We start from the raw sequence: 23,131 nt of genomic DNA on the forward strand, positions 1-23,131 counted from the left end.
AAGTCTCATATCCCTATGATTTACTTATAAATAATGCATGGTCATGACGAAAAAATGACCTTTTTTATGCAATTTGGTTATAAAAATTACTTCTATTAACGCGCAATTCCCCATGAAACAATTAGTCTGGTATTAATTTTTACCGTTACTAGTGTATACTTGATTTTGTGATGAGGGTCACGAAACGAAGACCCCTATAAAAAATTCGACGAGGTAAAGAATCATGAAAATCAAAACGACTGTTGCGGCGCTGAGCGTCCTGTCTGTCCTGTCATTCGGTGCTTTTGCTGCTGACTCAATCAACGCCGATCAGGCGCAATCCCGCCAGACAATCGGTACGGTATCTGTCGGTGCTATCGGTACTTCTCCGATGGACATGCACGAGATGCTGAACAAGAAAGCGGAAGAACAGGGTGCATCATCTTATCGCGTTATCGAAGCGCGTAGCGGCGACCACTGGCACGCAACCGCTGAACTGTACAAATAAGTTTAAGTCCTATCAGAAGACGTCATTACCCACTCAACGGCACCAGGCATAAAAATAGCGGTTCAACCCTTCTCGCCGTTGAGGAAATCTATTCAGGAGCAAAGACTATGAAAACCAAACTCATCATCGCAACCCTTGGCCTGGCATCCGTTCTCTCTTTCGGCGCGAACGCAGCCGTTCAGCAGGTGAATGCCGACCAGGCGCAGAATTTGCAGTCTATGGGCAGCATCTCTGTAACGTCCATCACCGGTTCTCCGATGGATATTCGTCATGAGCTGGCCGCAAAAGCTGAAAAAGCAGGCGCCAGCAGCTACCGCGTCACCGAACTGAATCAGGGTGACCACTGGCATGCAACGGCTGAACTGTACAAATAAACCCTCGTCGTATCTCATCATACGACTTGCCCCTGGCCTTGTTGGTCAGGGGCTTTTTTTCGTTTAATCAGTGGCGTGCGTTGAAACGCAGCTGCCCTTCCAGCTCTTCTTCCGCTTCATCGAACAACAATATCAACGCGCCAAAGCGTCTTCGGAGTTTATCCGGCAGATGAATGAACTCTATTTCCAGCGGTAGCGGCAACTGGTTACCGGTGACCACATCCCACAATGTATCCAGATTCATGACGCTTTCCCGCTCAAGATCAAACACCCGGATAAATTCACGATAGAAGTCTTCCTGACTGTCGATCTCGTCAAAATCAAAGGTATAGGTTTTCATTGCCAGCCACCCAGTCCAGGCGAGCGGCAGATGCCGCCCTGTCTATTATAATCCCCCGATATGCAGGGTTTTAACTTCCAGAAACTCTTCCAGCCCCAGCACAGAACCCTCACGCCCCAGGCCAGACTCTTTTACTCCTCCAAACGGTCCAAGCTCCGTGGAAACGGCACATTCATTAATACCAATCATCCCGCTTTCAATTGCCTGTGAAACGCGGAAAACGCGCGACAGATTTTGCGTATAGAAGTAAGCCGCCAGACCATAGGGCGTGTTGTTGGCGCGCTGGATAACTTCATCTTCGGAGGTGAAACGGAAGCAGGCCGCTACGGGACCAAACGTCTCTTCTTCAGCCAGCTTCATGCCCTCATGACAGTCGCCCAGCACGGTGGGCTGCCAGAAATTGCCGCCGAGCGCATGAGCCTTGCCGCCTGCCAGCACGGTTGCGCCCCGAGCAACGGCATCTTCTACATGCTCGCGAACTTTGTCGACTGCGGCAGATTCAATCAGCGGGCCGACGATAACGCCCTCTTCCAGACCATTTCCGACCTTAAGCGCCTTCACGGCATCGGCCAGCTTATTCACAAACTTATCGTAGACGGTTTCCTGAATATAAAAACGGTTCACACTGACGCAGACCTGTCCGGCGTTACGGAATTTATTCGCGATGGCCCCTTTGACGGCAGCATCAATATCCGCGTCCTCAAACACGATATACGGGGCATTCCCCCCCAGCTCCATCGACACTTTTTTCATCGTCTCTGCGGCGTTACGCATCAGCGTTTTCCCCACGGAGGTCGAGCCCGTGAATGAAATTTTACGTACGTCGTGGCTGGCCATGATCGCATCGCTGATGTCGTGCGTATTGCCTGCTACGGCGTTAAGTACGCCATCGGGTACACCGGCCTGTTTCGCCAGCGTCAGCAGCGCAAAGGCGCTGAGCGGTGTATTGTTTGCCGGTTTGATGACCCCTGTACACCCTGCGGCGAGCGCCGGACCAAGCTTGCGGGTAAGCATGGCCATCGGGAAGTTCCACGGCGTGATCGCCGCCACGACGCCGATAGGTTCTCGGGTCGCCAGGATGCGGGAGCCTGGTTTTACTGGTGGAATAATTTCGCCGTTGGCACGCTTGGCCTGTTCGGCAAACCACTGAATAAAGCTGGCGGCGTACTCCACTTCACCTTCGGCTTCTTTAAGGGGCTTACCCTGTTCGGTGGTCATTAACTGCCCGAGCCAGCTTTTGTTTTCAATAATCAATTCATACCAGCGATAAAGGATCGCTGAACGCTCTTTCGCGGTTTTGGCGCGCCATGCCGGGAAAGCTTTCGCCGCGGCGGCAATCGCGTCTTCAGTTTCGGCCTTTCCTGCTTTCGCCACTTTTGCGATGACATCGCCGGTTGCCGGGTTGAGCACATCAAAAGTCGTGTCCAGCGTTTTCCATATACCATTGACCAGGTAGCCGGTCTGGAAAAGAACATTGTCCTGTAGAGACGGGGTTGTCATGTGTCCTCCCTTTCTGAATGAAAATGTCTGCAACTAAGTATAGCCACAAAAAAACCGACGCTTTTGGCGTCGGTTTTTTAGGTATTCAGCTATCCGTCAGGGCATTCTGGTAGCGATGCAGCATGGACACTAGCCGTCCCACCGGCTCTGTCACCTGAGGCGGGGCTTCCCAGATCGTAAGCTTCTCCTGATAGATGTCCAGTTCCTCAAGCAACTGCTTAAAGTAGCGACGGCGTTTGTCATCGCTGGAGGCGGCAAGCACATGGTCGGCGGTGCGACGCAGCTGGCGGTGAAAAGCTGATAGATCGTCATTGATCGGCACGGGCGCATTACGTAAACGCTGGTGCGCAATGATCATGGTTAACGCCAGACGGAACTTCGCGATATCTCCCGGGAATTTATTCAACAGTAAGAACAACTGCTGATACAGCGCCGGCAGATGATTTTCTTTACGGCGCGCGGTATTGGTCGTCATGGAAGATACGGCAGCCGACACAAACTGGTTCAGCAGCACGCGTCCCGTGCGCGCCTGTGAATTATCCCGGACCAGCAGGATCACCATCATCGCCAGGAAACAGCCCACCAGCTGACCCAGAGCACTGTCGAGGAACTGGCTGAAATGGAACGTCATTGGGTTATCCAGCACCAGAATGTTAATGGTACTGGCAAGGGCCCCGAGTGAACCCAGCCGGCGCTTCTGCACCTCGATCCCGATAAAGAACGCCATCACAGCCAGACTGATACAAAGCAACAGCATGCTTTGCTGCGTGGAGGGTAAAATCACCAGAAAATAGAGCGCACCAATCGGCAGAGCGGCTATCGTCCCGTACAGAAAGTCGATGGCGACCATACGCGGGTTAGGCAGACGCATCGCCAGCGCCGTCACGACGGCAATCATCACCATTGCGCCGCTGCCGGAGGTCCAGCCGGTCCACAGCCAGAACAGCGTGCCGAGCATACAGGCCAGCATAGTACGCCAGAAGTTGACCATCGCATGATGACGTTCAGCCGATTCCGCCTTGATCACCACTTCGCCCTGCAGCACTTCTTCTTCTGCCGCGCTGATTTTGGTATTGCCAATCACGCCGCGCTTCAGCAGCAGATAACGCGTCGCGGCCCCCACCCAGGTATAAATCGTAACGGGCGTGTCGCGTTCACCGGTCCAGGCAATCACACGACGCATGCGCTTGAGCTGCCTGTGCACGTCCTGCACCGTTTCGACCGGCTCGGCAAACAGTTCGCGGAAGGTATCCGTCACCACTTCCGGACGGGTGTTTTGAATCAGATAGGTTTCACATGCCTGGGTGATCAGCGTTAAGGAGACCGTGTTGAGCGCTTTAAGACGACGGTTGGCGCGCGTCCAACGAGACGATTCCATGTTGAGATTGCTGCGCATCCCTTCCAGCGCCTGGGTACGACGCACCAGCCCGCTCCAGGCCTTATCCACTTCTTCACTGTCACCGTGCGCAATGCACTGCTGCATCAGCTGGTACTGAGCCACGATCAGGGCATCCAGCTCGCGATCCACTTCCTGCTTGATGGAGCGCGGCGAGAAGAGCAGGTCCGCAACGATTGCACAGACGATACCAATCACGATCTCGCTGCAGCGTTCTACGGCAAACTGAGGGGCAAGCAGCGGTTCACTCTGAATGGTGATGATGATAATCAGCGCGGTATAGCCAGCAAGCCCCCACGCGTAGGAGTTCTCAACTTTGACCAGGGAAGAGACCCAGGTACAGAAGCCCGCCCAGATACAACACACCATCAGCATCAGCAGCGGCGTGCGGATCATCAGAATGATAATGGTGAGTGCAGCAATACAGCCGATAAACGTGCCGACGATACGCAACATTCCGCGGTAGCGAATCGCACCGGAATAGGGTTCTCCCCCCGCCGCAAAAGCGGGGCCAGCCGTGACGATAGCTGCCGTCAGCACTGCCCAGCGGGGAGTTTCAAGCTGGAAGTGAAAGCCGATAAACAGCGCCAGCACGATGGCACACGCCAGCTTCACGGCGAAGCGCAGGTGCTGACTGGCGATGGAAAAGAGTCCCATAACGATTAACCAAACTCGCGCAGGCGGTGGGCGATTTTACGGAAGATAGAATCCTGGCTGGCATCACGGTCTTTAGCACCGGTGATTACGACAGTTGCCGTGGTGCCTGCTGGCCACAGATTCCCCTGCTGTTCATCCAGATGGATGCGCACCGGCACGCGCTGTGCCAGACGAACCCACTCAAGGTTGGAATCGACGGTCGCCATCCCTTTTGTATCATTGCTGCTGCTGGAGTTGGTTACGCCAGCGGCAACGCTATCGACAGTCCCTTTCAACACGCGATTGCTGCCAAGCGGGGTGATCTCCGCGCGATAGCCCGGGCGAACGCCTTCCAGCTTGGTCTCTTCCATATAGGCGAGCACGTAGAAGGAGTTCTGTTTCACCAGCGCCACGGCAGTAGAACCGCGAGTAATAAACTCCCCAGCGTAGACATTCAGGTTGGTGATCCAGCCATCGGACGGCGCGCGAATTACGGTACGCTCCAGATCGAGCTTCGCCAGATCGCGCGTTGCCTCCGCTTTTGCCATCTGATGCAGCACGGTTTGCAGCACATTGTTAGACTGGTCAATCTCTTCACGAGACATCGCCTGAACGCCCAGCTGGTTGCGGCGACCGGCTTCCCGACGTTTCTCCGTAGCGAGCGCCTGGTAATAGGCTACGTCCGCTTCCGCTTCTTCCAGGGCTTTCTGATAACGCGGCTGATCGATGGTGAATAACACCTGGTCCTTTTTTACCAGTTGGTTATCGTGGACGTTAACCGCCGTGATAAGGCCCGCGACATCGGGGGCAATCGCCACCACGTCTGCGCTAAAGCGCGCATCGCGCGTCCACGGTGATTCGGTGTAATACACCCAGGCGCGAAATATTGCGATGAACGCGAGGATAACCAGTGCCATCGTGATAGCGGTGCGGGAGATTTTTCTTGTTAGCGTTTTCACATCAACCTCAAACAAACATGCGCGATATCAGGTAAAACAAACAGCAATACAGCGCGGTATTGAACAATGCAGGATGCCAGACGAAATCGTAGATCCCGGTAGGGACCAGCATCTTGCGCACCAGCCAGAAGATCGCCAGTGATAAAAGAAGCTCAAAAAATATCGGTGGGAACGACAGACCGAACACCACGATAACGGGAAACAGACTCATGTTGACCTTGATTAGAGAGAGCAGGCTACTGAATTTTTAAACATGCGCCGCCGCAGGAGAGCAAGAAAAGCCGGGCAGGAGTGGCGCAGCCATTATGTAATTAATAATATATTAACGTAACTGTTATGCTGTTATCTATAATATGTGATCTAAATCACTTTTAAGCCAGAGTGAACAATGGAACGTTTAAAACGCATGTCGGTCTTCGCCAAAGTGGTTGAACTGGGCTCATTTACCGCCGCTGCACGTCAGCTGCAGATGAGCGTCTCATCCATCAGCCAGACGGTGTCAAAACTGGAAGATGAGCTACAGGTCAAGCTGCTCAACCGAAGCACCCGAAGTATTGGGCTGACGGAGGCGGGTAAGATCTACTATCAGGGTTGCCGCCGCATGATGCTGGAAGTGCAGGATGTTCACGAACAGCTCTACGCCTTCAACAACACGCCCATCGGTACGCTACGCATTGGTTGTTCTTCAACTATGGCACAAAATGTTCTGGCTGCCATGACGGCAGAAATGCTGAAAGAGTACCCGGGATTGACCGTCAATCTGGTAACCGGTATTCCCGCGCCGGATCTGATCGCCGATGGGCTGGACGTGGTGATCCGCGTCGGTGCATTGCAGGACTCTAGCCTCTTTTCTCGTCGACTGGGCAGCATGCCTATGGTGGTCTGTGCCTCTAAAAGCTATCTGGCGCAATACGGGATACCGGAAAAACCCGCTGACTTAAGCAACCACTCCTGGCTGGAATACAGCGTTCGTCCGGATAACGAATTCGAACTGATTGCCCCGGAAGGGCTATCCACCAAACTGTTGCCGGAAGGCAGGTTCGTGACCAACGATCCCATGACCATTTCCCGCTGGCTGGTGGCGGGTGCCGGGATTGCCTACGTGCCGTTGATGTGGGTAATCAACGAGATCAACACCGGCGAGCTGGAGATCCTGTTTCCGCGCTACCAGTCCGATCCTCGCCCTGTCTACGCTCTGTATACCGAAAAGGACAAACTGCCGCTTAAGGTACAGGTGTGTATTAACTATCTGACCGAATATTTTGTCGAGGTAGCAGAACTGTTTCAGGGGATGCGAGAAAGAAGAAAGGAATAATGCTAATAACCCGGAAAGAAAGCTGAACGCATCTATATCCGGGTTTTCCTGCTGCACATTCAGAATTTACCCCGCCCTACTATCAACAATAGCGAATTGACAGTGCTACTGCCTGGCATTTACCGTGTAAGCAGTCTGATATTCAGACTGTTATTTAAATGTTACCAATATGAATAATAAAAATGAATTTCGCAGGATAAATTAAAACAAGGAACAGAAATGAATATATTTGAACAAACACCGCCGTCACGCAGGCGCTATGGCCTTGCCGCGTTCATTGGGTTGATCGCAGGGATTGTCTCCGCCTTTGTGAAATGGGGAGCTGAAGTGCCGCTTCCCCCACGCAGCCCGACTGATTTATTCACCGGTGCATGCGGACCAGAGCAATTAATACGCGCCGCAAGCCAGATTGATTGCTCGCGTAATTTTTTAAACCCACCCTATATATTCCTGCGTGACTGGCTGGGCGTAGTCGATCCTAACGCTGCCGTTTATACCTTTGCCGGACATATATTTAACTGGGTCGGCGTCACGCATATTATTTTCTCCATTGTCTTTGCCGTGGGGTATTGCGTAGTTGCGGAAGTCTTTCCAAAAATTAAACTCTGGCAAGGCTTGCTGGCCGGTGCTTTGGCACAGCTTTTTGTCCACATGATCTCATTCCCGTTGATGGGGCTAACGCCACCGCTCTTTGAACTGCCGTGGTATGAGCATGTATCCGAGATTCTGGGACATCTGATCTGGTTCTGGTCGATCGAAATTATTCGTCGCGATCTACGCAACCGCATCACTCACGAGCCCGATGCTGAAGTCCCGCTCAGCCACGCTCGTTAAAAAAAAGGCGCTACTCGCAGAGTAGCGCCTTTCACTGTCTTGTTGGTCCGTTTAGGCCGTTCCGCCCACCGTCAGGCTGTCCACTTTCAGCGTTGGCTGACCCACACCTACTGGCAAACTCTGCCCCTCTTTACCGCACACGCCCACGCCGTTATCCAGCTTCAGATCGTTACCCACCATAGAGATCTGCTGCATGGCTTCAATACCTGAGCCAATCAGGGTCGCGCCTTTCACCGCCTTGGTCACTTTACCCTTCTCGATCAGATAGGCTTCTGAAGTAGAGAAGACAAACTTACCGGAGGTGATATCCACCTGGCCGCCGCCAAAGTTTGGCGCGAAGATACCGTAATCGACGGACTCGATAATCTCCTGCGGCGTGGATTTGCCCGGCAGCATGTAGGTATTGGTCATGCGCGGCATTGGCAGGTGCGCATAGGATTCGCGACGACCGTTGCCCGTTGGCGCAACGCCCATCAGACGCGCGTTGAGTTTGTCCTGCATGTAACCTTTCAGCACGCCGTTTTCGATCAGCACGTTGTACTGGCCCGGCGTACCTTCATCATCGATAGAAATTGAGCCACGACGGTCAAGCATTGTGCCGTCATCCACCACGGTGCATAGCTCAGAAGAGACGAGTTGCCCTATCTGGCCGCTAAACACAGACGTACCGCGACGGTTAAAGTCTCCTTCCAGGCCGTGACCTACCGCTTCGTGCAGCAGGACGCCGGGCCAGCCAGCACCCAGAACCACCGGGAATGTCCCTGCGGGTGCGGCTACTGCAGAAAGATTCACCATTGCCATCCGCACGGCTTCTTTTGCCCACGCATCCGCACGCGCTTCACCGTCAACATCGCCGAGGAACCAGTCGTAACCAAAACGACCGCCGCCGCCGCTGGAGCCGCGCTCACGCTTGCCATCGTCTTCAACCTGTACGCTAATCGACAGGCGTACAAGCGGACGTACATCTGCCGCCAGCGTACCGTCTGTTGCGGCAACCAGAATCAGTTCATAGACGCCGCTCAGGCTGGCGGACACTTCCTGCACGCGTTTATCAGCGGCACGCGCCACTTTATCCACGCGGCGCAGAATATCCAGCTTCTCTTCACGGCTCATGCTCTGCAGGGGATCGATGCTGGTATAAAGCGCCGTGTGCTGCACTTCGCCGAACGTTTTCACGCGGCCATCGCCGGTGTCGCGAACGATAGTGCGTGCGGCCTGTGCGCTCTGTTCCAACGCCGCGAGGCTAATCTGGTCAGCATACGCAAAACCGGTTTTTTCACCGCTCACGGCACGCACGCCGACGCCCTGATCGATGTTATAAGAACCGTCTTTAATGATGCTGTCTTCTAAAACCCAGGATTCGTGATAGCTCGACTGGAAATAGAGATCGCCGTAGTCGAGACGACGTTCGGTCAGTTGACCAAGAATGGAAAACAGGTCCTGATGGCTCAGGCCGTTCGCTGCGAGCAAATGTTCACTTACCAGGTTCAGACTCATCGTATTGCTACTCGTTCGTTGCCGCCCGGGGCGGTATAAAATCGTATTTATTGAGAGTGAGGCAATTACCTGCCCACGTCAAATCATTGCTGTGCATCTTTGCGCGCCTGGCGCAGCACTTCATTAATCTGCGGCTTATCGATCGGACCGGTGATCCGATAACGCAGAATAGACACTTTACTCCACAGTGGCCCCAGCACTTTACTGGCTGCGAATACCGCTGCGCCGACGATCGGATTCACCACGAAGGCTGCCGCGACGCCAACGGTGGCAGAGATTTCAGGCGCCACCACGGCTTCCATATTCAATTCGCGGCGCACCAGGTCCACCGAGCCTTTCATCGCGATGTCAGCTTCCAGCCCGTCTACCAGCGTATCGTCAGTGTGCATGACGCCGTCTTTGATCCAGGCCGTGCTGCGAATGGAGTCATAATAGAACCCCTCGCTAAAGGTATCGCTGAAGTCGAAGCGCAGCTTACGCAGCAGGGCATCGAAACTCAGCAGCCGCAGTATCTGCCCGGCATGGCCGGTACTGACATCTGCAATTTCACCCTTCCCGAAATGCGTTTTTAGGATACCGTTAAGCGAAGCTTCATCCGGCGTCCACGGTGCTGCGCGCCAGTGGAGGTCGTAATTCACATTGAAGGACGATCCCCGCAGCGGCGTGCTGATACCAAAGAAATTCGCCATCGCATCCAGCTTGTTTCCCTTAATATCCCCTTTCAGTGAGGTGCGCTGCTCGCCCGGGTTATTCACCCATTCACCCGCTGCCGTCAGACGACCAAAACCGGTATCGATCAGCCCGCCAACGAGGCTCATTGTGTTGCCCTTAATGGCAAAATCCCCGTCGATGCGGCCATATTTTTGCCCCCACAGCCAGCACTCGGCACAGCGCAGCTGCAGATCGGGCCAACCGCTGAAATTCAAACGAGACGTGCCGCTGAAGGGTGACGCGCTCGCCGGCTGTTCCGCAGGTGCGGCCGCTGTCGGGTTGTAATAGAGATAGCGAATCGCAGCCTGCCACGGTGCATTGTCGCGCATGGTCAGTGTGCCGTTGATTTCTCGTCCCTGGGCTTCGACCTTCGAGCCGCTATCGGTCGGCTGCGAAACAATGCTCAGGTTATTCCACTGCTGCCCGCCTAGCGTTAGCGCTGGCGTGCGGACGGTAATGATTTTCGGGAACAGAGCAGCGTCGTCAACGTTTTGCCCTACTCCTTTCTGGAACAGCGCCAGCCATTCTGCGCCATCCATCGGCGGAAGATTGAGCTCAATGCCCTCCTGCTCAGGCAGCGGCGGCGTGGTTCGACTGTCTGTCGTCCAGATTGCCCTGTCGAGGGTGAGCTTGCGGTTAAGCAGCCAGCGGCTGTTAAAGTGGTTTGTCCCCCCTGCGCTGCCGGTCAGCGCGAAGCTGCTCAGATTGCCATCCACGTTAAGCTTCACCGGCAGAGACTGTCCGGCTTTTTTATCCAGCGGAACAGGGAGCTGGCTGTTGAGGTTTTTCAGATCGCCCGTGATATCGACGTTATACGTCGCGCTGGCGTGATACGGCAGCTCGATGCCCACCTTGCCATTCCACGATACGCTGCCATCCACCGACTCGGCGAGAGGCTTCGGCAGCACATCCATATGCGATGGCTGCCAGTTGGCGTCCATGTTGACGGCAACCTGATACGCCTTTTCACCCTCAGTGGTAGAGAAGTCGATATTGACGGGTTGGTTAAACCAGTTGGCCTGGAGCGGCCCACTCTTCAGATTACCGTTCACAAAGCTGAACTGCCCGCTGAGGTTCTTCAGGGTGCTTTCCAGCGGTTTGATATACAGGCTGTTGTTATTAAGATGCACGTCGCCTTTGGCGGTGGTGATTTCCCCATCCAACGGGATGTCCAGATGTAAGCGAGCATTCACATCGCCGTCTAACTGGAGTTGTTCAAGCGTGGCCGCCAGGGAATCTTTCAGCGGTGTATCCTCAAAGTACGGGCCAACGGCCTTGCCCGGGCCGTGAATATCCGCATCAATGAGCAGCTTCTCTTTTGAGTAATCCGGAATATTTGCCGTCAGGTTACTGGCCATCACGCCGCCCAGCGCGACGCTGTCCGTCTTCATCCACAAACCGTCGTTGATAAAATTGAGTTCGATATCGAGGTTTTTCAGCGCAGGCCAGTCCGGCTGGAAAGCAAAGGTGGCATTGTGCAGAGGCACCAGCACCTGGAACTGACCTTCATTGTGTTTGTAGGGGAACAGGTGCGGGTTACCGCCGTAAACCAGGGTGGCGTTATCTGCCTGACCGCCCTGGATTGCGCCGCTCAGGTAGTCCACCAGCGCTTTGCCCATCAGGTTTTCCGGGAAGTAGCGCCAGGCCTGAGAACCGTCGCTGGTGCTGATGCCCGCCAGAATGCCCAGCCACGGCTCTTCGCCTTCAGGCTGGAGATAGCGAAAATCCCCACGGGCGTCAAGCGCTTTGGCTTTGACATCGATATGCCGACCATCAAGCTGGAAGCCTTTATCGTTACGCTGCCAGTTGAGTATCGCGCTACCTTTTTCAATTTCCAGCGGTGCGCGGAAGACCGTTTCGTAAGGCATTTTGGCGTCATGCATTTCGACCGTCAGCCTGCCGTCCTCAACGCTTCCCTCCAGCTTACCGCTGAAATTTTCAGCACCCGGCAGGAGTTTCCATTGTTTCCAGGCCAGATCTTTCCATGTTGCCTGGAAACGGGTTTTCTCCGTCGCCTGAAGCGGAATATCCAGCCCCAGAGAGTCTATCTTCCCGCTCGGCTGGGTCGCCAGCCAAATCTCGCCCAGATCCGGCGAGAGCTTCGCCGCCATAGTGCGTAACCCTTCTATTGCGGCCAAATCGAGATTACTGGCGCGGATGCGCAGCTCGTCGCTGCGTTTACTGCTCGCGCCACCGACATCCTGCTCAGGCATCCAGGCCAGCGTCAGCGCGCCGCGCGGCCAGGGTTTGCTGTCCATGGTGATCCGCGTATCCGGGATGGCAAACTGCCAGCCCCCTTTCTCCTGCGTCACATGCGCAGTAAGGTTGTCGACGGAAAGCTGATGCTGCGTATTTTCACCTTTCCAGCTAGCACCGCCCTGCTTCAGCCAAATATCACCGCTGGCAAATTCCCCTTTGGTCAGGGTCATCCAGCCTTCGAGGCTAAAACGGGCAGTTTCAAGCTGCATATTTCGCTGTACCCAGTCTCCCAGCCACGGCTTTACATCCACATCGTCAGCCTGCAGCCACACTTTGCCATTATTCAGCAGACCGTTATCGTCACGCAGATCCATACGCACCTGCATTACGCCGTGCTGCCCGTTCAGGCTTGAGAGATTAACCAGCCCCTCAGCACGATGACGTTCTGTGCCGTTAAGCCAGGTCAGCTGGGGGATCGCGAGTTCGGCGCGCTGGCCAGAAAGTGTAATAAAGCTCACTTCGCTGTCGCGCAGATCGAAATGATCGAACTGGCGGAGGAAGAGATCGCTGAAACGGTTGGCTTCAAGGCCCTGATTGCTATCACCGCCAGAGAGCGGCGTATTGGTCAGAAACTGCAGCTGATAAAAGGTGAGATCGCGAAACTGCCAGCGCAGATGCAGCAGACTTTGCCAGACATCCAGCGCCAGGGTCACGCGTTTGATTTTTAGATAGCCGCCATCTTTCAGGCTGGCATTGATATCGCGCACATCCAGCGTCGGGCCAAAGTTCTGCCAGCTGGCGCTGACCTGGCTCACGTCCACCGGTACACCCGTGCTGGATTCAATTTTTGCCAGTATCTGCGGACGCCAACTGTCGAGATGCGGCAAAACGAGGCGCAGCCCGCTCACGAGCAACGCGACAATCACGACAAGCGATGCCCCTGTAAGCAGTAAAATCCCCGGCAATCGCCTCACGCATCTCTCCTTGTCAGCTTCGTTCTCGCAGCGTACTGCGTCTTACATCATGACGACGTCAAACTGCTCCTGGTTATAGAGCGGCTCGATTTGCACTTTAACCTGTTTGCCGACAAAGATTTCCACTTCAGCCAGCGCGTGCGACTCTTCACCTTTGAGGGCCTCAGCCACAGCAGGGGAAGCATAGACCAGAAAACGGTCAGAGTCGTAGGCGTGATGGACACGAACAATTTCACGCATGATTTCGTAGCAGACCGTCTCAACCGTCTTTACCGTACCGCGCCCGTGGCAGGTAGGACACTCATTACACAGCACATGTTCCACGCTCTCGCGGGTCCGTTTCCGGGTCATTTCCACCAGCCCAAGCTGGGAGAAGCCGTTGATGCTGGTTTTGACGCGATCTTTACTCAGCGCCTGCTCCAGCGAATGCAGCACGCGGCGGCGGTGATCTTCATTACTCATATCGATAAAGTCGATGATGATAATGCCGCCCAGATTGCGCAGGCGAAGCTGGCGCGCAATGGCCTGCGTCGCTTCGATATTGGTATTAAAGATGGTGTCATCCAGGTTGCGATGGCCGACAAATGCACCGGTGTTGATATCCACGGTGGTCATCGCTTCGGTCTGATCGATGATCAGATAGCCGCCGGACTTCAGTTCAACCTTACGCTCCAGCGCACGCTGAATTTCGTTTTCAACGTCAAAGAGATCGAAGATCGGCTGACGGCCAGAGTAGTGCTCCAGCAGGCCGGGCATTTCCGGAATGTACTCGGCGGTGAACTCCAGTAGCGCCTCATACGTCAGGCGAGAGTCCACGCGAATCCGATCGAGCTGCGCGTCGGCGAAATCACGCAGGACGCGCTGAGCGAGCGCCAGCTCACCGTACAGCTGGTAGCGGGTCTGATTGCGCTTCTTACGCTCCATTACCTTAGTCCAGACGCGTTTAAGATAGGCGGCATCCGACGCCAGGTCTTCTTCGCTGATCCCTTCCGCCGCAGTACGGATGATAAATCCGCCCTGCTCATCGCAGTAGGCGCTAACCACTTTTTTCAGACGCTCGCGCTCGGTCTCGCTCTCAATACGCTGGGACACACCCACGTGTGACGCGCCAGGCATAAAGACCAGATAGCGGGAAGGCAAGGTAATGTCGGTCGTCAGACGAGCGCCTTTGGTACCGAGGGGGTCTTTCACCACCTGCACCATTAGATCCTGCCCCTGACGCACCAGCTCAGAGATGTCACGCACGGCAAACTGTTTTTGTTCTTCGCCTGCCACGCATTCGGTATGCGGCATGATGTCGGAGGCATGTAAAAATGCCGCCTTATCGAGTCCAATATCTACAAAAGCCGCCTGCATACCCGGTAGTACACGACTAACACGACCTTTGTAGATATTGCCTACTATTCCGCGTCGCGCTTCACGTTCAATATGAATTTCCTGAAGAATGCCACCATCAATGTAGGCCACACGGGTTTCCGATGGCGTTACGTTTACCAACAATTCAGCCGTCATAATTATCCCTTCTCTCACGCAGTGAGTTAAAATTGCTCAGCAACTCATACGTTTCCACCAGCGGTAAGCCGACTACGGCGTGATAGCTGCCATTAATCTTCCTGACAAAACAGCCACCCAGCCCTTGAATACCGTATGCACCTGCTTTATCCATCGGTTCACCGCTGGCAATATAAGCGGCAATCTCGTCGTCGGTAAGCACTCTGAACGTCACGTCCGTCACAACCAGGCAATCGAGCACGTGCTGGCTGTCTGCCAGCGCCACGGCGGTCATCACCTGATGCGTTTGCCCAGACATTTTGCGCAGCATGCGCGCCGCGTGCTCTGCGTCGTGCGGTTTCTCAAGCACCTCACCGTTAAGAATCACGATGGTATCTGCACCTAACACCGGCAGGTCACGCGGCGTCTGCGCCACGCCGGCCTGCGCTTTCTCGCGCGCCAGACGAGAGACGTACTGTTGAGCGCTTTCACCCTCAGCACGTTTTTCTTCAATACCGGTGACGATACGTTCAAAAGAGACGCCCAACTGGGTGAGCAACTCCTGACGACGCGGAGAACCGGAGGCAAGATAGAGAGACGTCATAGAAACCTTTTATTGCACGGCAAATTGCTGGCGAACCTTGCGCATAAGCAGGAACAACCACGGCCAGAGCACACCGTTTACTACACTACTCCAGAACACTTCCGGTCGGAAAGAGACGTTGATCACTAAAAACTCCGCCCAGAAAACAACAATATCCGCGGCAAGCGACAAAAGCATCACGACCAGCGCCTGTTGCCAGAGCGCGAGGTTACGAAAGAGCTGGAATTTAAGTGCGACGAGGTACGCAATAATACTCATCGACAAGGCGCGTACGCCAAGCGTTGAGCCACTAATGAGATCCAGTATGGCACCCATCACAAAACCTGTGCCGACATTTACCCGATGCGGCAGGGCAAGGATCCAGTAGAGTAAAATGAGCAATACCCAGTTTGGCCGGAAAACAAGAATGTCGTCCGGCCAGGGCATGATTTGCAGTAACAGCGCAATGAGAAATGAGAGCCAAATAACCCAGCGTCCCTGGCTACGATAACTGGCCACTACTGCCCTCCAGAAGAGAGTTGTGGCGGTGGCGGCGCATCCGGAAGCGGCTGCGTTAAGCCTGTAGCAGGAGCCGGTACTGGCGCAGGCGGCCCCATAGCATCCGGTGCAGGAAGAACCTGCGGCATCATCTGCATCAAACGTTCGTTGGCGACGCGATGCACCTCTTCAGGCGTCATGGGATTAGAACCGTTACGATCGGCTCCCCACAGCAGCAGCAGGTAGCGCAGACGCTGCAAACCTGCCGTTGGACGCGCCTGAATCACGGTGTAGGCGCGCTGAGTGTCGAGCTTAACCGAAGAGACAACCGCAACCGGATATCCCTCAGGGAAACGACCACCCAGGCCGGAGGTCACCAGCACGTCACCCACACGGATGTCCGTGTTGGCTGGCAGGTGTTCCAGCTGCAGATCGTCCGTACAGCCGTTACCGGCCGCAATCACGCGAATATCGTTGCGCAGGACCTGAATCGGCAGCGCATGCGTGGCATCGCAAATCAGCAGAACGCGACTGGTCAGTTTGGCGACGGCCACAACCTGACCTACAACGCCTTTATCACTGATCACTGGCTGCCCTTCATACACACCGTTCACGCTACCTTTGTCGATCACAACCTGATCGCTGTAAGGATCGTTAACGGTGGAGATGACCTGGGTAACCATTTTCTGCTCATCCTGACGCAGTGGCGAGCCAAGTAACTCGCGCAGACGCGCGTTTTCCTGCTTATATTGCCCCAGCATCAGCAATTCGCTGTTTTTCAGCAGCAGTTCCTGGCGTAATGCCCGGTTTTCAAGTTCGAGTTGGTCACGCGAAGACAGCGTTTGAGAAACGGAGTCGAGTAACTCACGGGGACCATTTGATATAAAGTAGAAAGGACTGACGGCGGTATCCATGTACGTTCTGATCTGGCTGAACGTACCGAGGCGGCTATCGGCAATAATGACCCCAAGCGCAACCAGAACCGCCAGGATGAGGCGAAACTGTAGCGATGGGCCACGGCTAAAAATTGGCTTCATAGGCTATGCGTATTCTCGCGTCAGAGAGAAAGGGTAGCGATGCGCTACCCTTTCACAATGACTACTCTTCGCTGAACAAGTCGCCGCCGTGCATGTCGATCATTTCCAGCGCCTTGCCACCACCACGGGCGACGCAAGTCAGTGGATCTTCTGCAACTACGACAGGAATACCTGTCTCTTCCATTAACAGGCGGTCGAGGTTACGCAGCAGCGCACCACCACCGGTCAGAACCATACCGCGCTCGGAAATATCGGACGCCAGTTCTGGTGGACACTGCTCCAGGGCAACCATCACCGCACTGACGATACCGGTCAGCGGCTCCTGCAGCGCTTCCAGAATTTCGTTGGAGTTCAGGGTAAAACCGCGTGGAACGCCTTCAGCCAGGTTACGACCGCGAACTTCGATTTCGCGAACTTCATCGCCTGGGTAAGCAGAACCGATTTCGTGCTTAATACGCTCTGCGGTGGCTTCACCAATCAGAGAGCCGTAGTTACGGCGAACATAATTAATAATGGCTTCATCGAAACGGTCACCACCGATACGCACGGAGGAGGAGTACACCACGCCGTTCAGGGAGATGACGGCCACTTCAGTGGTACCACCACCGATATCCACCACCATTGAACCGGTCGCTTCAGATACCGGCAGACCTGCGCCGATTGCCGCAGCCATTGGCTCTTCAATGAGAAACACTTCACGAGCACCTGCACCCTGAGCGGATTCACGGATAGCACGACGTTCAACCTGGGTAGCGCCAACCGGCACACACACCAGTACACGCGGGCTTGGGCGCATGAAGCTGTTGCTGTGAACTTGCTTGATAAAGTGCTGAAGCATTTTTTCAGTCACGAAGAAGTCAGCGATAACGCCGTCTTTCATTGGGCGAATGGCAGCGATGTTGCCAGGGGTACGACCCAGCATCTGCTTCGCGTCATGACCCACTGCGGCTACGCTTTTCGGCGAGCCGGCACGATCCTGACGAATGGCCACAACGGAAGGCTCATTCAATACGATGCCTTGTCCTTTTACATAAATAAGGGTATTCGCGGTACCCAGGTCAATGGACAGGTCATTGGAAAACATGCCACGAAATTTTTTCAACATACTAAGGGATAATCCTGAAAGCTGGGGCGGAAAACAAAATCCGCTTACTTTACCAACCACACACAGCAGCGACAAGGCGCAAAAATCGTCTGCTACGGTGAAAATTTGTGCAGTACGTTTCCTTTGTTACAAATTCATCCCCTGAATCCCTCAGGGCTGAGTAAACAGTAGCGTCCCTCACGTTCATTTGTAACCCGTTAAAGGTCGTTCACTGGCTTTTTGCTCGTCAAACTCAAAGCTACAGGCGCGATATTCTACGTGAAAACAAATTAAACGGCAGGTCAAACCGAGTATCTTTGCAAATATTTTTTCACATTGGTGTCAAGCGGCTGAGAGGAGGCAAAAAAATCGCCCTGGCCGCCCGTAACACCGCGCTCTGTCAACATCTGCCATTCGCTTCGCGAACGTACGCCTGCGGCAAATACTTGCGTTTGCGTTCCTTTGCACGCTTCAACCAGACTCTGCACCAGCAGCTGGTTTTCCGTACGCTTTTCGATATTTCTTACCAACCCTGGATGAAGCTTTAATAACTCTACATCCAACTCCTTGATCCAGCTGGTACTGACTAGCGTCAGACCCGCCTGCGTCACCGCAACGCGAGCCCCAAGTGCATTGATTAAACGCACTACCGGGCGTAACCGGCTGATGTGTTGACCTACATCAGCCTCAGCAAGTTCAAAAATAATGTGTTTACGTTGCGATTTTTCGCATTGCATTAATGTATCGCGCAGCCAACGTTGGAAACGTGGGCGAATTAACGACTCTACGGTGACCTGTAATGCCAGGTTTTCGTCTGGCCAGAAGGATAAAAACGGTATCAGCCGGGTAATTTGCTGGCGGTCATACTCTTCCGAAAGCCCAAATTGCAGCACCATCGGCAGATATTCTGCAGAAATGACCTCTTCCGTGCCGTCGAAAATACGACACATCAGCTCGCGATGATGAACATGCCCGTTTTTCATGACCGCCGGTTTTTGATAAATCCGTGGCCCGCCGCGACTCAGCATTTGCTCAATGAGCGTTCTCCAGCGCACGTTGCCACGGCCTTTTTCGGGCAGTGAGTCGTCATACACCGCCCAGCCGTTTGCCCCCTGCAGCACGGCATTGCGGGTCGCCGCTTCCGCGTGCTCCATGACCTGTTCTGTTGACTGACCACCGCGCCAGGCGCAAATCCCCATATGCACCATGTCGTCTCTGTCGAGCATTTTACTTTGCGGCAGCGCATCCACGGCCTTGAGCAACTGGCTGGCGATGCTTTCCGATTCCTTCAGCGTACGGTGGGGTAATAGTACGGCAAAGTCGCTGCGGTGATAACGCGCCAGAAGAGAACCTGGATAGCGCATGATAAACGTGGACAGCAGGTTGATCAGGGTAAAGAGGTTTTCTTCTGCCACGCGCCTTCCCCAGGTGTCGCGTAGCAGATCAAAATCGGGCAGGCGGATCATCATCACGACGCCATGCGTCCCCACTTTCTCAGAGTCGTCCAGCAGTGTGGCCAGCTGGTTATCAAAGAAAAGGCGGTTATTGAGGCCGGTTTTATTATCCTGCGCGGCGTAAGAGCGGATTAACGTATCCATGCGGCTACGCTGGTCGCTAGCGAACTGCACTTCAGAGAGCAGCGTGTCCAGCGCGCTGCTGGCACGCGACGGCCATTCATACACCGAACCGCGCACCTGCGGACCGCGTTCACCGTTTAAAATCCGCACCGAACGGGTTTCCAGCAGCTCCTGGCCGGAGAGCTGGCGACGCAGCCAGCGCACCGCAAGAAATATCAACAGGACGATAAACGCGACAGCCACGGTTAGGGGGGCGGTGGTCATGAGTGAATGGAAGTAATTGGCCATCGGATCCAGGTAAACTATACGTATCGTCATCCCTGGATTTTTGAGCGAATGAACCGTTATCTCCCGGTACTGATTCACTATGCCCGCGGGCTGATAGCTACTCGGACGTACGTGGCTGAAAACCTGATGCTTTCCTTGCTTAATGTCGATCTGAACGATATCAACCGGTACCATCAGCTCGTCCAACTCGCGTGACAGCGCCGGGAGCGAGGTGGTGATCAAGCGTGTATCAATAACCGACGCAACGGATTGGACTCGGTTGACCAGCTTGTCCTGGATAGCGTTATAGAAGCTCAGGGAACAGCCAAGCAGCGTGACAAAAATGGTTAGCCCCGTCAGCAAGGTGATAAAAGCGGAGAACTTCGTCGTTAATCGCATCCTTGAGATTACTCCGTGGGTTGATGGGGTAGCGAGTAAGTACTAACTTGCATTTCAGATGCGGCATACTACCAAACCTGATGTATCTGGCAATTTATTGCGTTAAATCGGCATTGCGTATCATTGAGCGAGTATAGTCTTCAGAAATAATTTTCCAATCATCGATAGTAGCGAGGACCCTGTATGCAGGCTTTGATCTTAGAACAGCAGGACGGCAAAACCCTTGCCTCGGTGCAAGCCGTTGAAGAGAGCCGACTGCCCGAAGGCGAAGTAACCATCGACATCGACTGGTCCAGTCTGAATTATAAAGATGCGCTGGCGATCACCGGCAAAGGTAAAATCATCCGAAATTTCCCGATGGTGCCGGGTATCGACTTTGCGGGCCGTGTGCATACCAGCGAAGACCCTCGCTTTCATGCCGGACAACAGGTTCTGCTTACCGGTTGGGGCGTCGGTGAAAATCACTGGGGGGGCCTGGCGTCACAGGCACGCGTGAAGGGCGACTGGCTGGTGCCTATGCCGAAAGGGATGGATGGCCGTAAAGCGATGATCATCGGTACCGCGGGTTTTACCGCCATGCTATGCGTAATGGCGCTGGAAGATGCGGGTATTCGTCCTGACTCCGGCGAAATTGTTGTGACCGGTGCCAGCGGTGGCGTCGGCAGCACGGCAGTCACCCTGCTGCATAAGCTGGGTTATCAGGTCGCCGCGGTCTCTGGCCGCGAGAGTACGCATGACTACCTGCGTCAGCTCGGAGCCCAACGGATCCTGAGCCGCGAAGAGTTTGCTGAAACCCGTCCGCTGGAAAAACAGATCTGGGCAGGCGCGGTCGATACCGTCGGTGACAAGGTGCTGGCGAAAGTGCTGGCACAGATGAACTACGGCGGGTGCGTGGCGGCATGCGGTCTGGCGGGCGGATTTGCTCTCCCCACCACGGTCATGCCGTTTATTCTGCGCAACGTTCGCCTGCAGGGTGTCGATTCCGTTATGACTCCAGCAGCCCGCCGCGCTGAGGCTTGGGAACGTCTGGTGCGCGATCTACCCGAATCGTTCTATACCCAAAGTGCAACTGAAATCACCCTCAGCCAGGCACCTGAATACGCCAGCAAAATTATGGACAATCAGTTCCACGGACGCGCGCTGGTAAAAATTGGCTAATGTTCAAATTTTCGTGACATATTCGCGCTAACCCTTCTCCTCCGTCATGCTTAGAAAAACGCATGACGGAGGATGCCATGAAAAACCGAAAACTGACGGAAGCCGACGTAACGTCCGAATCTGTCTTTATGTTACAGCGCCGCCAGATCCTGAAAATGCTAGGCATCAGCGCCACTGCCCTGACGCTCACCCCTGCGGCCCATGCCGACCTGCTCGACTGGTTTAAAGGCAACGACCGACCAAAAGCCCCTTCCGGTGCGCCACTCACCTTTACGAAACCCGCGCAATGGCAAAACACACTGGCCCTAACGCCGGAAGATAAAGTCACCGGCTACAACAATTTCTACGAGTTCGGTCTGGATAAAGCCGACCCTGCCGCGAACGCGGGCAGCATGAAAACCGATCCCTGGACGCTGAAAATTGAGGGGGAAGTGGCGAAACCGATGACGCTGGATCATCACGATCTGACGACCCGTTTCCCTCTTGAGGAGCGGATTTACCGCATGCGCTGTGTGGAAGCCTGGTCGATGGTAGTGCCCTGGGTCGGTTTCCCACTGCATAAACTGCTGGCAATGGTGGAGCCCACCAGCAACGCAAAATACGTCTCTTTCCAGACGCGTTATGCCCCGGACGAGATGCCCGGTCAGAAAGATCGGTTTATCGGTGGCGGGCTTGAATATCCGTATGTCGAAGGATTACGGCTTGATGAAGCCATGCACCCTCTTACGCTTCTGACCGTCGGCGTTTACGGTAAAGCGCTCCCACCGCAGAACGGCGCCCCGATACGCTTAACCGTCCCGTGGAAATATGGCTTTAAGGGGATTAAATCTATCGTCAGTATTAAGCTCACCCGCGAGCGCCCGCCGACAACCTGGAACCTGGCCGCACCGAACGAATATGGTTTTTTCGCCAACGTGAATCCGCATGTGGATCACCCCCGCTGGTCGCAGGCCACCGAGCGTTTTATCGGTTCGGGCGGCGCGCTGGACGTGACGCGTCAGCCTACGCTGCTGTTTAACGGTTATGCGGATGAAGTGGCGTCGCTGTATCGCGGCCTGAACCTACGGGAGAACTTCTAAGTGCGTTTAACGGCTAAACAGATAACCTGGCTGAAAGTGCTGCTGCATTTAGCCGGATTGCTTCCTTTCATCTGGCTCTTCTGGGCAGCCAGTCAGGGTCTCTTTAGTGCCGACCCGGCTAAAGATATCCAGCACTTCACGGGTCGGATGGCTCTGAAATTTCTCCTGGCAACCTTGCTGATTTCCCCGTTGGCGCGCTACGCTAAACAACCCTTATTGATCCGTACCCGCAGGCTTTTAGGGCTATGGTGCTTTGCCTGGGCGACGTTGCACCTGACCAGCTATGCACTGCTGGAGTTGGGCATTAACAATCTGGCATTGCTGGGTCGCGAGCTGGTGACGCGTCCTTACCTGACGTTGGGCATCGTGAGCTGGTTAATTTTGCTGGCATTGGCGCTTACGTCGACGCAATATGCGCAGCGAAAACTGGGTAGGCGCTGGCAACTTCTGCATAATTTCGTCTATCTTGTCGCGATCCTCACCCCGATACATTATCTGTGGTCCGTGAAGATCCTCTCACCGCAGCCTATCCTCTACGCGGTGCTGGCGGTGGGCCTTTTAGCGTGGCGCTACAAGAAGTTCCGCCAGTGGTTACGATAGCGCACGAAACTGTGCGTTTTCCCGCAGATTACTTATCAACCGCGAATCTTTTTTGGATAGCGGTTGATAATCTTCCCTGATAAGACCAGTATTTAGCTGCCAAATGCTACGAAATCGTTATAATGTGCGACTTTGG

20 protein-coding genes are annotated in these 23,131 nt (G+C 54.5%); 7 read left to right on the forward strand and 13 right to left on the reverse strand.

Annotated elements, in window-relative coordinates:
• Positions 1-223 precede the first annotated feature (223 nt).
• Positions 224-487 carry a peroxide/acid stress response protein YhcN gene (yhcN, locus tag V5P19_RS15970; RefSeq protein WP_334404963.1) on the forward strand — a complete coding sequence of 88 codons (264 nt, stop codon included), beginning with the start codon at positions 224-226 and terminating at the stop codon, positions 485-487.
• A 107-nt stretch (positions 488-594) separates the two neighbouring features.
• Positions 595-861 (forward strand): peroxide/acid stress response protein YhcN, encoded by a 267-nt coding sequence (gene yhcN, locus V5P19_RS15975; RefSeq protein ID WP_334404965.1) that lies wholly within the window; start codon positions 595-597, stop codon positions 859-861.
• A 67-nt stretch (positions 862-928) separates the two neighbouring features.
• Here yhcN (V5P19_RS15975) and V5P19_RS15980 read toward each other — a convergent pair whose 3' ends face one another.
• The 5 genes from V5P19_RS15980 to aaeX all read right to left on the reverse strand — a co-directional run bounded on the left by V5P19_RS15980 (position 929) and on the right by aaeX (position 5,903).
• The gene (locus V5P19_RS15980) at positions 929-1,201 is read right to left on the reverse strand and encodes a barstar family protein (RefSeq protein ID WP_334404967.1); all 273 of its coding nucleotides are present in this window, start codon (positions 1,199-1,201) and stop codon (positions 929-931) included.
• Positions 1,202-1,246: 45 nt separating this feature from the next.
• On the reverse strand, positions 1,247-2,701 hold the full coding sequence (locus V5P19_RS15985; RefSeq protein ID WP_334404969.1) for an NAD-dependent succinate-semialdehyde dehydrogenase: 1,455 nt from the start codon (positions 2,699-2,701) through the stop codon (positions 1,247-1,249).
• A gap of 85 nt (positions 2,702-2,786) precedes the next feature.
• Positions 2,787-4,754: a p-hydroxybenzoic acid efflux pump subunit AaeB gene (gene aaeB / locus V5P19_RS15990; RefSeq protein ID WP_334404971.1), complete on the reverse strand. Its 1,968-nt coding sequence runs from the start codon at positions 4,752-4,754 to the stop codon at positions 2,787-2,789.
• A 5-nt stretch (positions 4,755-4,759) separates the two neighbouring features.
• Entirely contained in the window at positions 4,760-5,692 is a 933-nt protein-coding gene (gene aaeA, locus V5P19_RS15995; RefSeq protein WP_334404973.1) for a p-hydroxybenzoic acid efflux pump subunit AaeA, read from the reverse strand.
• Positions 5,693-5,699: 7 nt separating this feature from the next.
• A complete protein-coding gene (aaeX, locus tag V5P19_RS16000; protein ID WP_235403198.1) occupies positions 5,700-5,903 on the reverse strand; it encodes a p-hydroxybenzoic acid efflux pump operon protein AaeX in 204 nt (67 codons plus the stop codon).
• Positions 5,904-6,080: 177 nt separating this feature from the next.
• Between aaeX and aaeR the strand changes: the two genes are divergently transcribed.
• Together aaeR and V5P19_RS16010 are read left to right on the forward strand one after the other, a co-directional pair.
• The gene (gene aaeR, locus V5P19_RS16005; RefSeq protein WP_334404977.1) at positions 6,081-7,007 is read left to right on the forward strand and encodes an HTH-type transcriptional activator AaeR; all 927 of its coding nucleotides are present in this window, start codon (positions 6,081-6,083) and stop codon (positions 7,005-7,007) included.
• A 219-nt stretch (positions 7,008-7,226) separates the two neighbouring features.
• Positions 7,227-7,841: a YagU family protein gene (locus V5P19_RS16010; RefSeq protein WP_334404979.1), complete on the forward strand. Its 615-nt coding sequence runs from the start codon at positions 7,227-7,229 to the stop codon at positions 7,839-7,841.
• Between the two features lie 51 nt (positions 7,842-7,892).
• Here V5P19_RS16010 and tldD read toward each other — a convergent pair whose 3' ends face one another.
• The 8 genes from tldD to csrD all read right to left on the reverse strand — a co-directional run bounded on the left by tldD (position 7,893) and on the right by csrD (position 20,158).
• The gene (tldD, locus tag V5P19_RS16015; protein WP_334404981.1) at positions 7,893-9,338 is read right to left on the reverse strand and encodes a metalloprotease TldD; all 1,446 of its coding nucleotides are present in this window, start codon (positions 9,336-9,338) and stop codon (positions 7,893-7,895) included.
• Between the two features lie 83 nt (positions 9,339-9,421).
• A complete protein-coding gene (yhdP, locus tag V5P19_RS16020) occupies positions 9,422-13,222 on the reverse strand; it encodes an AsmA2 domain-containing protein YhdP (RefSeq protein WP_334404983.1) in 3,801 nt (1,266 codons plus the stop codon).
• 42 nt (positions 13,223-13,264) lie between these two features.
• Positions 13,265-14,734: a ribonuclease G gene (gene rng / locus V5P19_RS16025; RefSeq protein WP_334404985.1), complete on the reverse strand. Its 1,470-nt coding sequence runs from the start codon at positions 14,732-14,734 to the stop codon at positions 13,265-13,267.
• Complete coding sequence (locus V5P19_RS16030) at positions 14,724-15,317, reverse strand: nucleoside triphosphate pyrophosphatase (RefSeq protein ID WP_334404987.1); 594 nt, start codon at positions 15,315-15,317, stop codon at positions 14,724-14,726. Before V5P19_RS16030 ends, rng begins: the two co-directional genes overlap by 11 nt.
• Before the next feature lie 9 nt (positions 15,318-15,326).
• The gene (gene mreD / locus V5P19_RS16035; protein ID WP_014071997.1) at positions 15,327-15,815 is read right to left on the reverse strand and encodes a rod shape-determining protein MreD; all 489 of its coding nucleotides are present in this window, start codon (positions 15,813-15,815) and stop codon (positions 15,327-15,329) included.
• Positions 15,815-16,831: a rod shape-determining protein MreC gene (gene mreC / locus V5P19_RS16040; RefSeq protein WP_334404992.1), complete on the reverse strand. Its 1,017-nt coding sequence runs from the start codon at positions 16,829-16,831 to the stop codon at positions 15,815-15,817. The genes mreD and mreC overlap by 1 nt, the downstream gene beginning before the upstream one ends.
• Positions 16,832-16,892: 61 nt before the next feature.
• Entirely contained in the window at positions 16,893-17,936 is a 1,044-nt protein-coding gene (gene mreB / locus V5P19_RS16045; protein ID WP_000913396.1) for a rod shape-determining protein MreB, read from the reverse strand.
• A 281-nt stretch (positions 17,937-18,217) separates the two neighbouring features.
• Complete coding sequence (gene csrD, locus V5P19_RS16050; RefSeq protein WP_334404994.1) at positions 18,218-20,158, reverse strand: RNase E specificity factor CsrD; 1,941 nt, start codon at positions 20,156-20,158, stop codon at positions 18,218-18,220.
• Between the two features lie 183 nt (positions 20,159-20,341).
• On the opposite strand from csrD, the gene V5P19_RS16055 reads away from it, so the two are divergent.
• The 3 genes from V5P19_RS16055 to msrQ all read left to right on the forward strand — a co-directional run bounded on the left by V5P19_RS16055 (position 20,342) and on the right by msrQ (position 22,995).
• Positions 20,342-21,316 carry an MDR family oxidoreductase gene (locus tag V5P19_RS16055; protein ID WP_334404996.1) on the forward strand — a complete coding sequence of 325 codons (975 nt, stop codon included), beginning with the start codon at positions 20,342-20,344 and terminating at the stop codon, positions 21,314-21,316.
• Positions 21,317-21,393: 77 nt separating this feature from the next.
• Entirely contained in the window at positions 21,394-22,395 is a 1,002-nt protein-coding gene (gene msrP / locus V5P19_RS16060) for a protein-methionine-sulfoxide reductase catalytic subunit MsrP (RefSeq protein WP_334404998.1), read from the forward strand.
• Positions 22,396-22,995, forward strand: a complete 600-nt coding sequence (msrQ, locus tag V5P19_RS16065) for a protein-methionine-sulfoxide reductase heme-binding subunit MsrQ (protein WP_334405000.1) — start codon at positions 22,396-22,398, stop codon at positions 22,993-22,995. It abuts the gene before it with no gap.
• Positions 22,996-23,131: the final 136 nt, after the last annotated feature.

The organism is Enterobacter sp. UNJFSC 003, from assembly GCF_036903355.1.
Taxonomy (GTDB): Bacteria; Pseudomonadota; Gammaproteobacteria; order Enterobacterales; family Enterobacteriaceae; genus Enterobacter.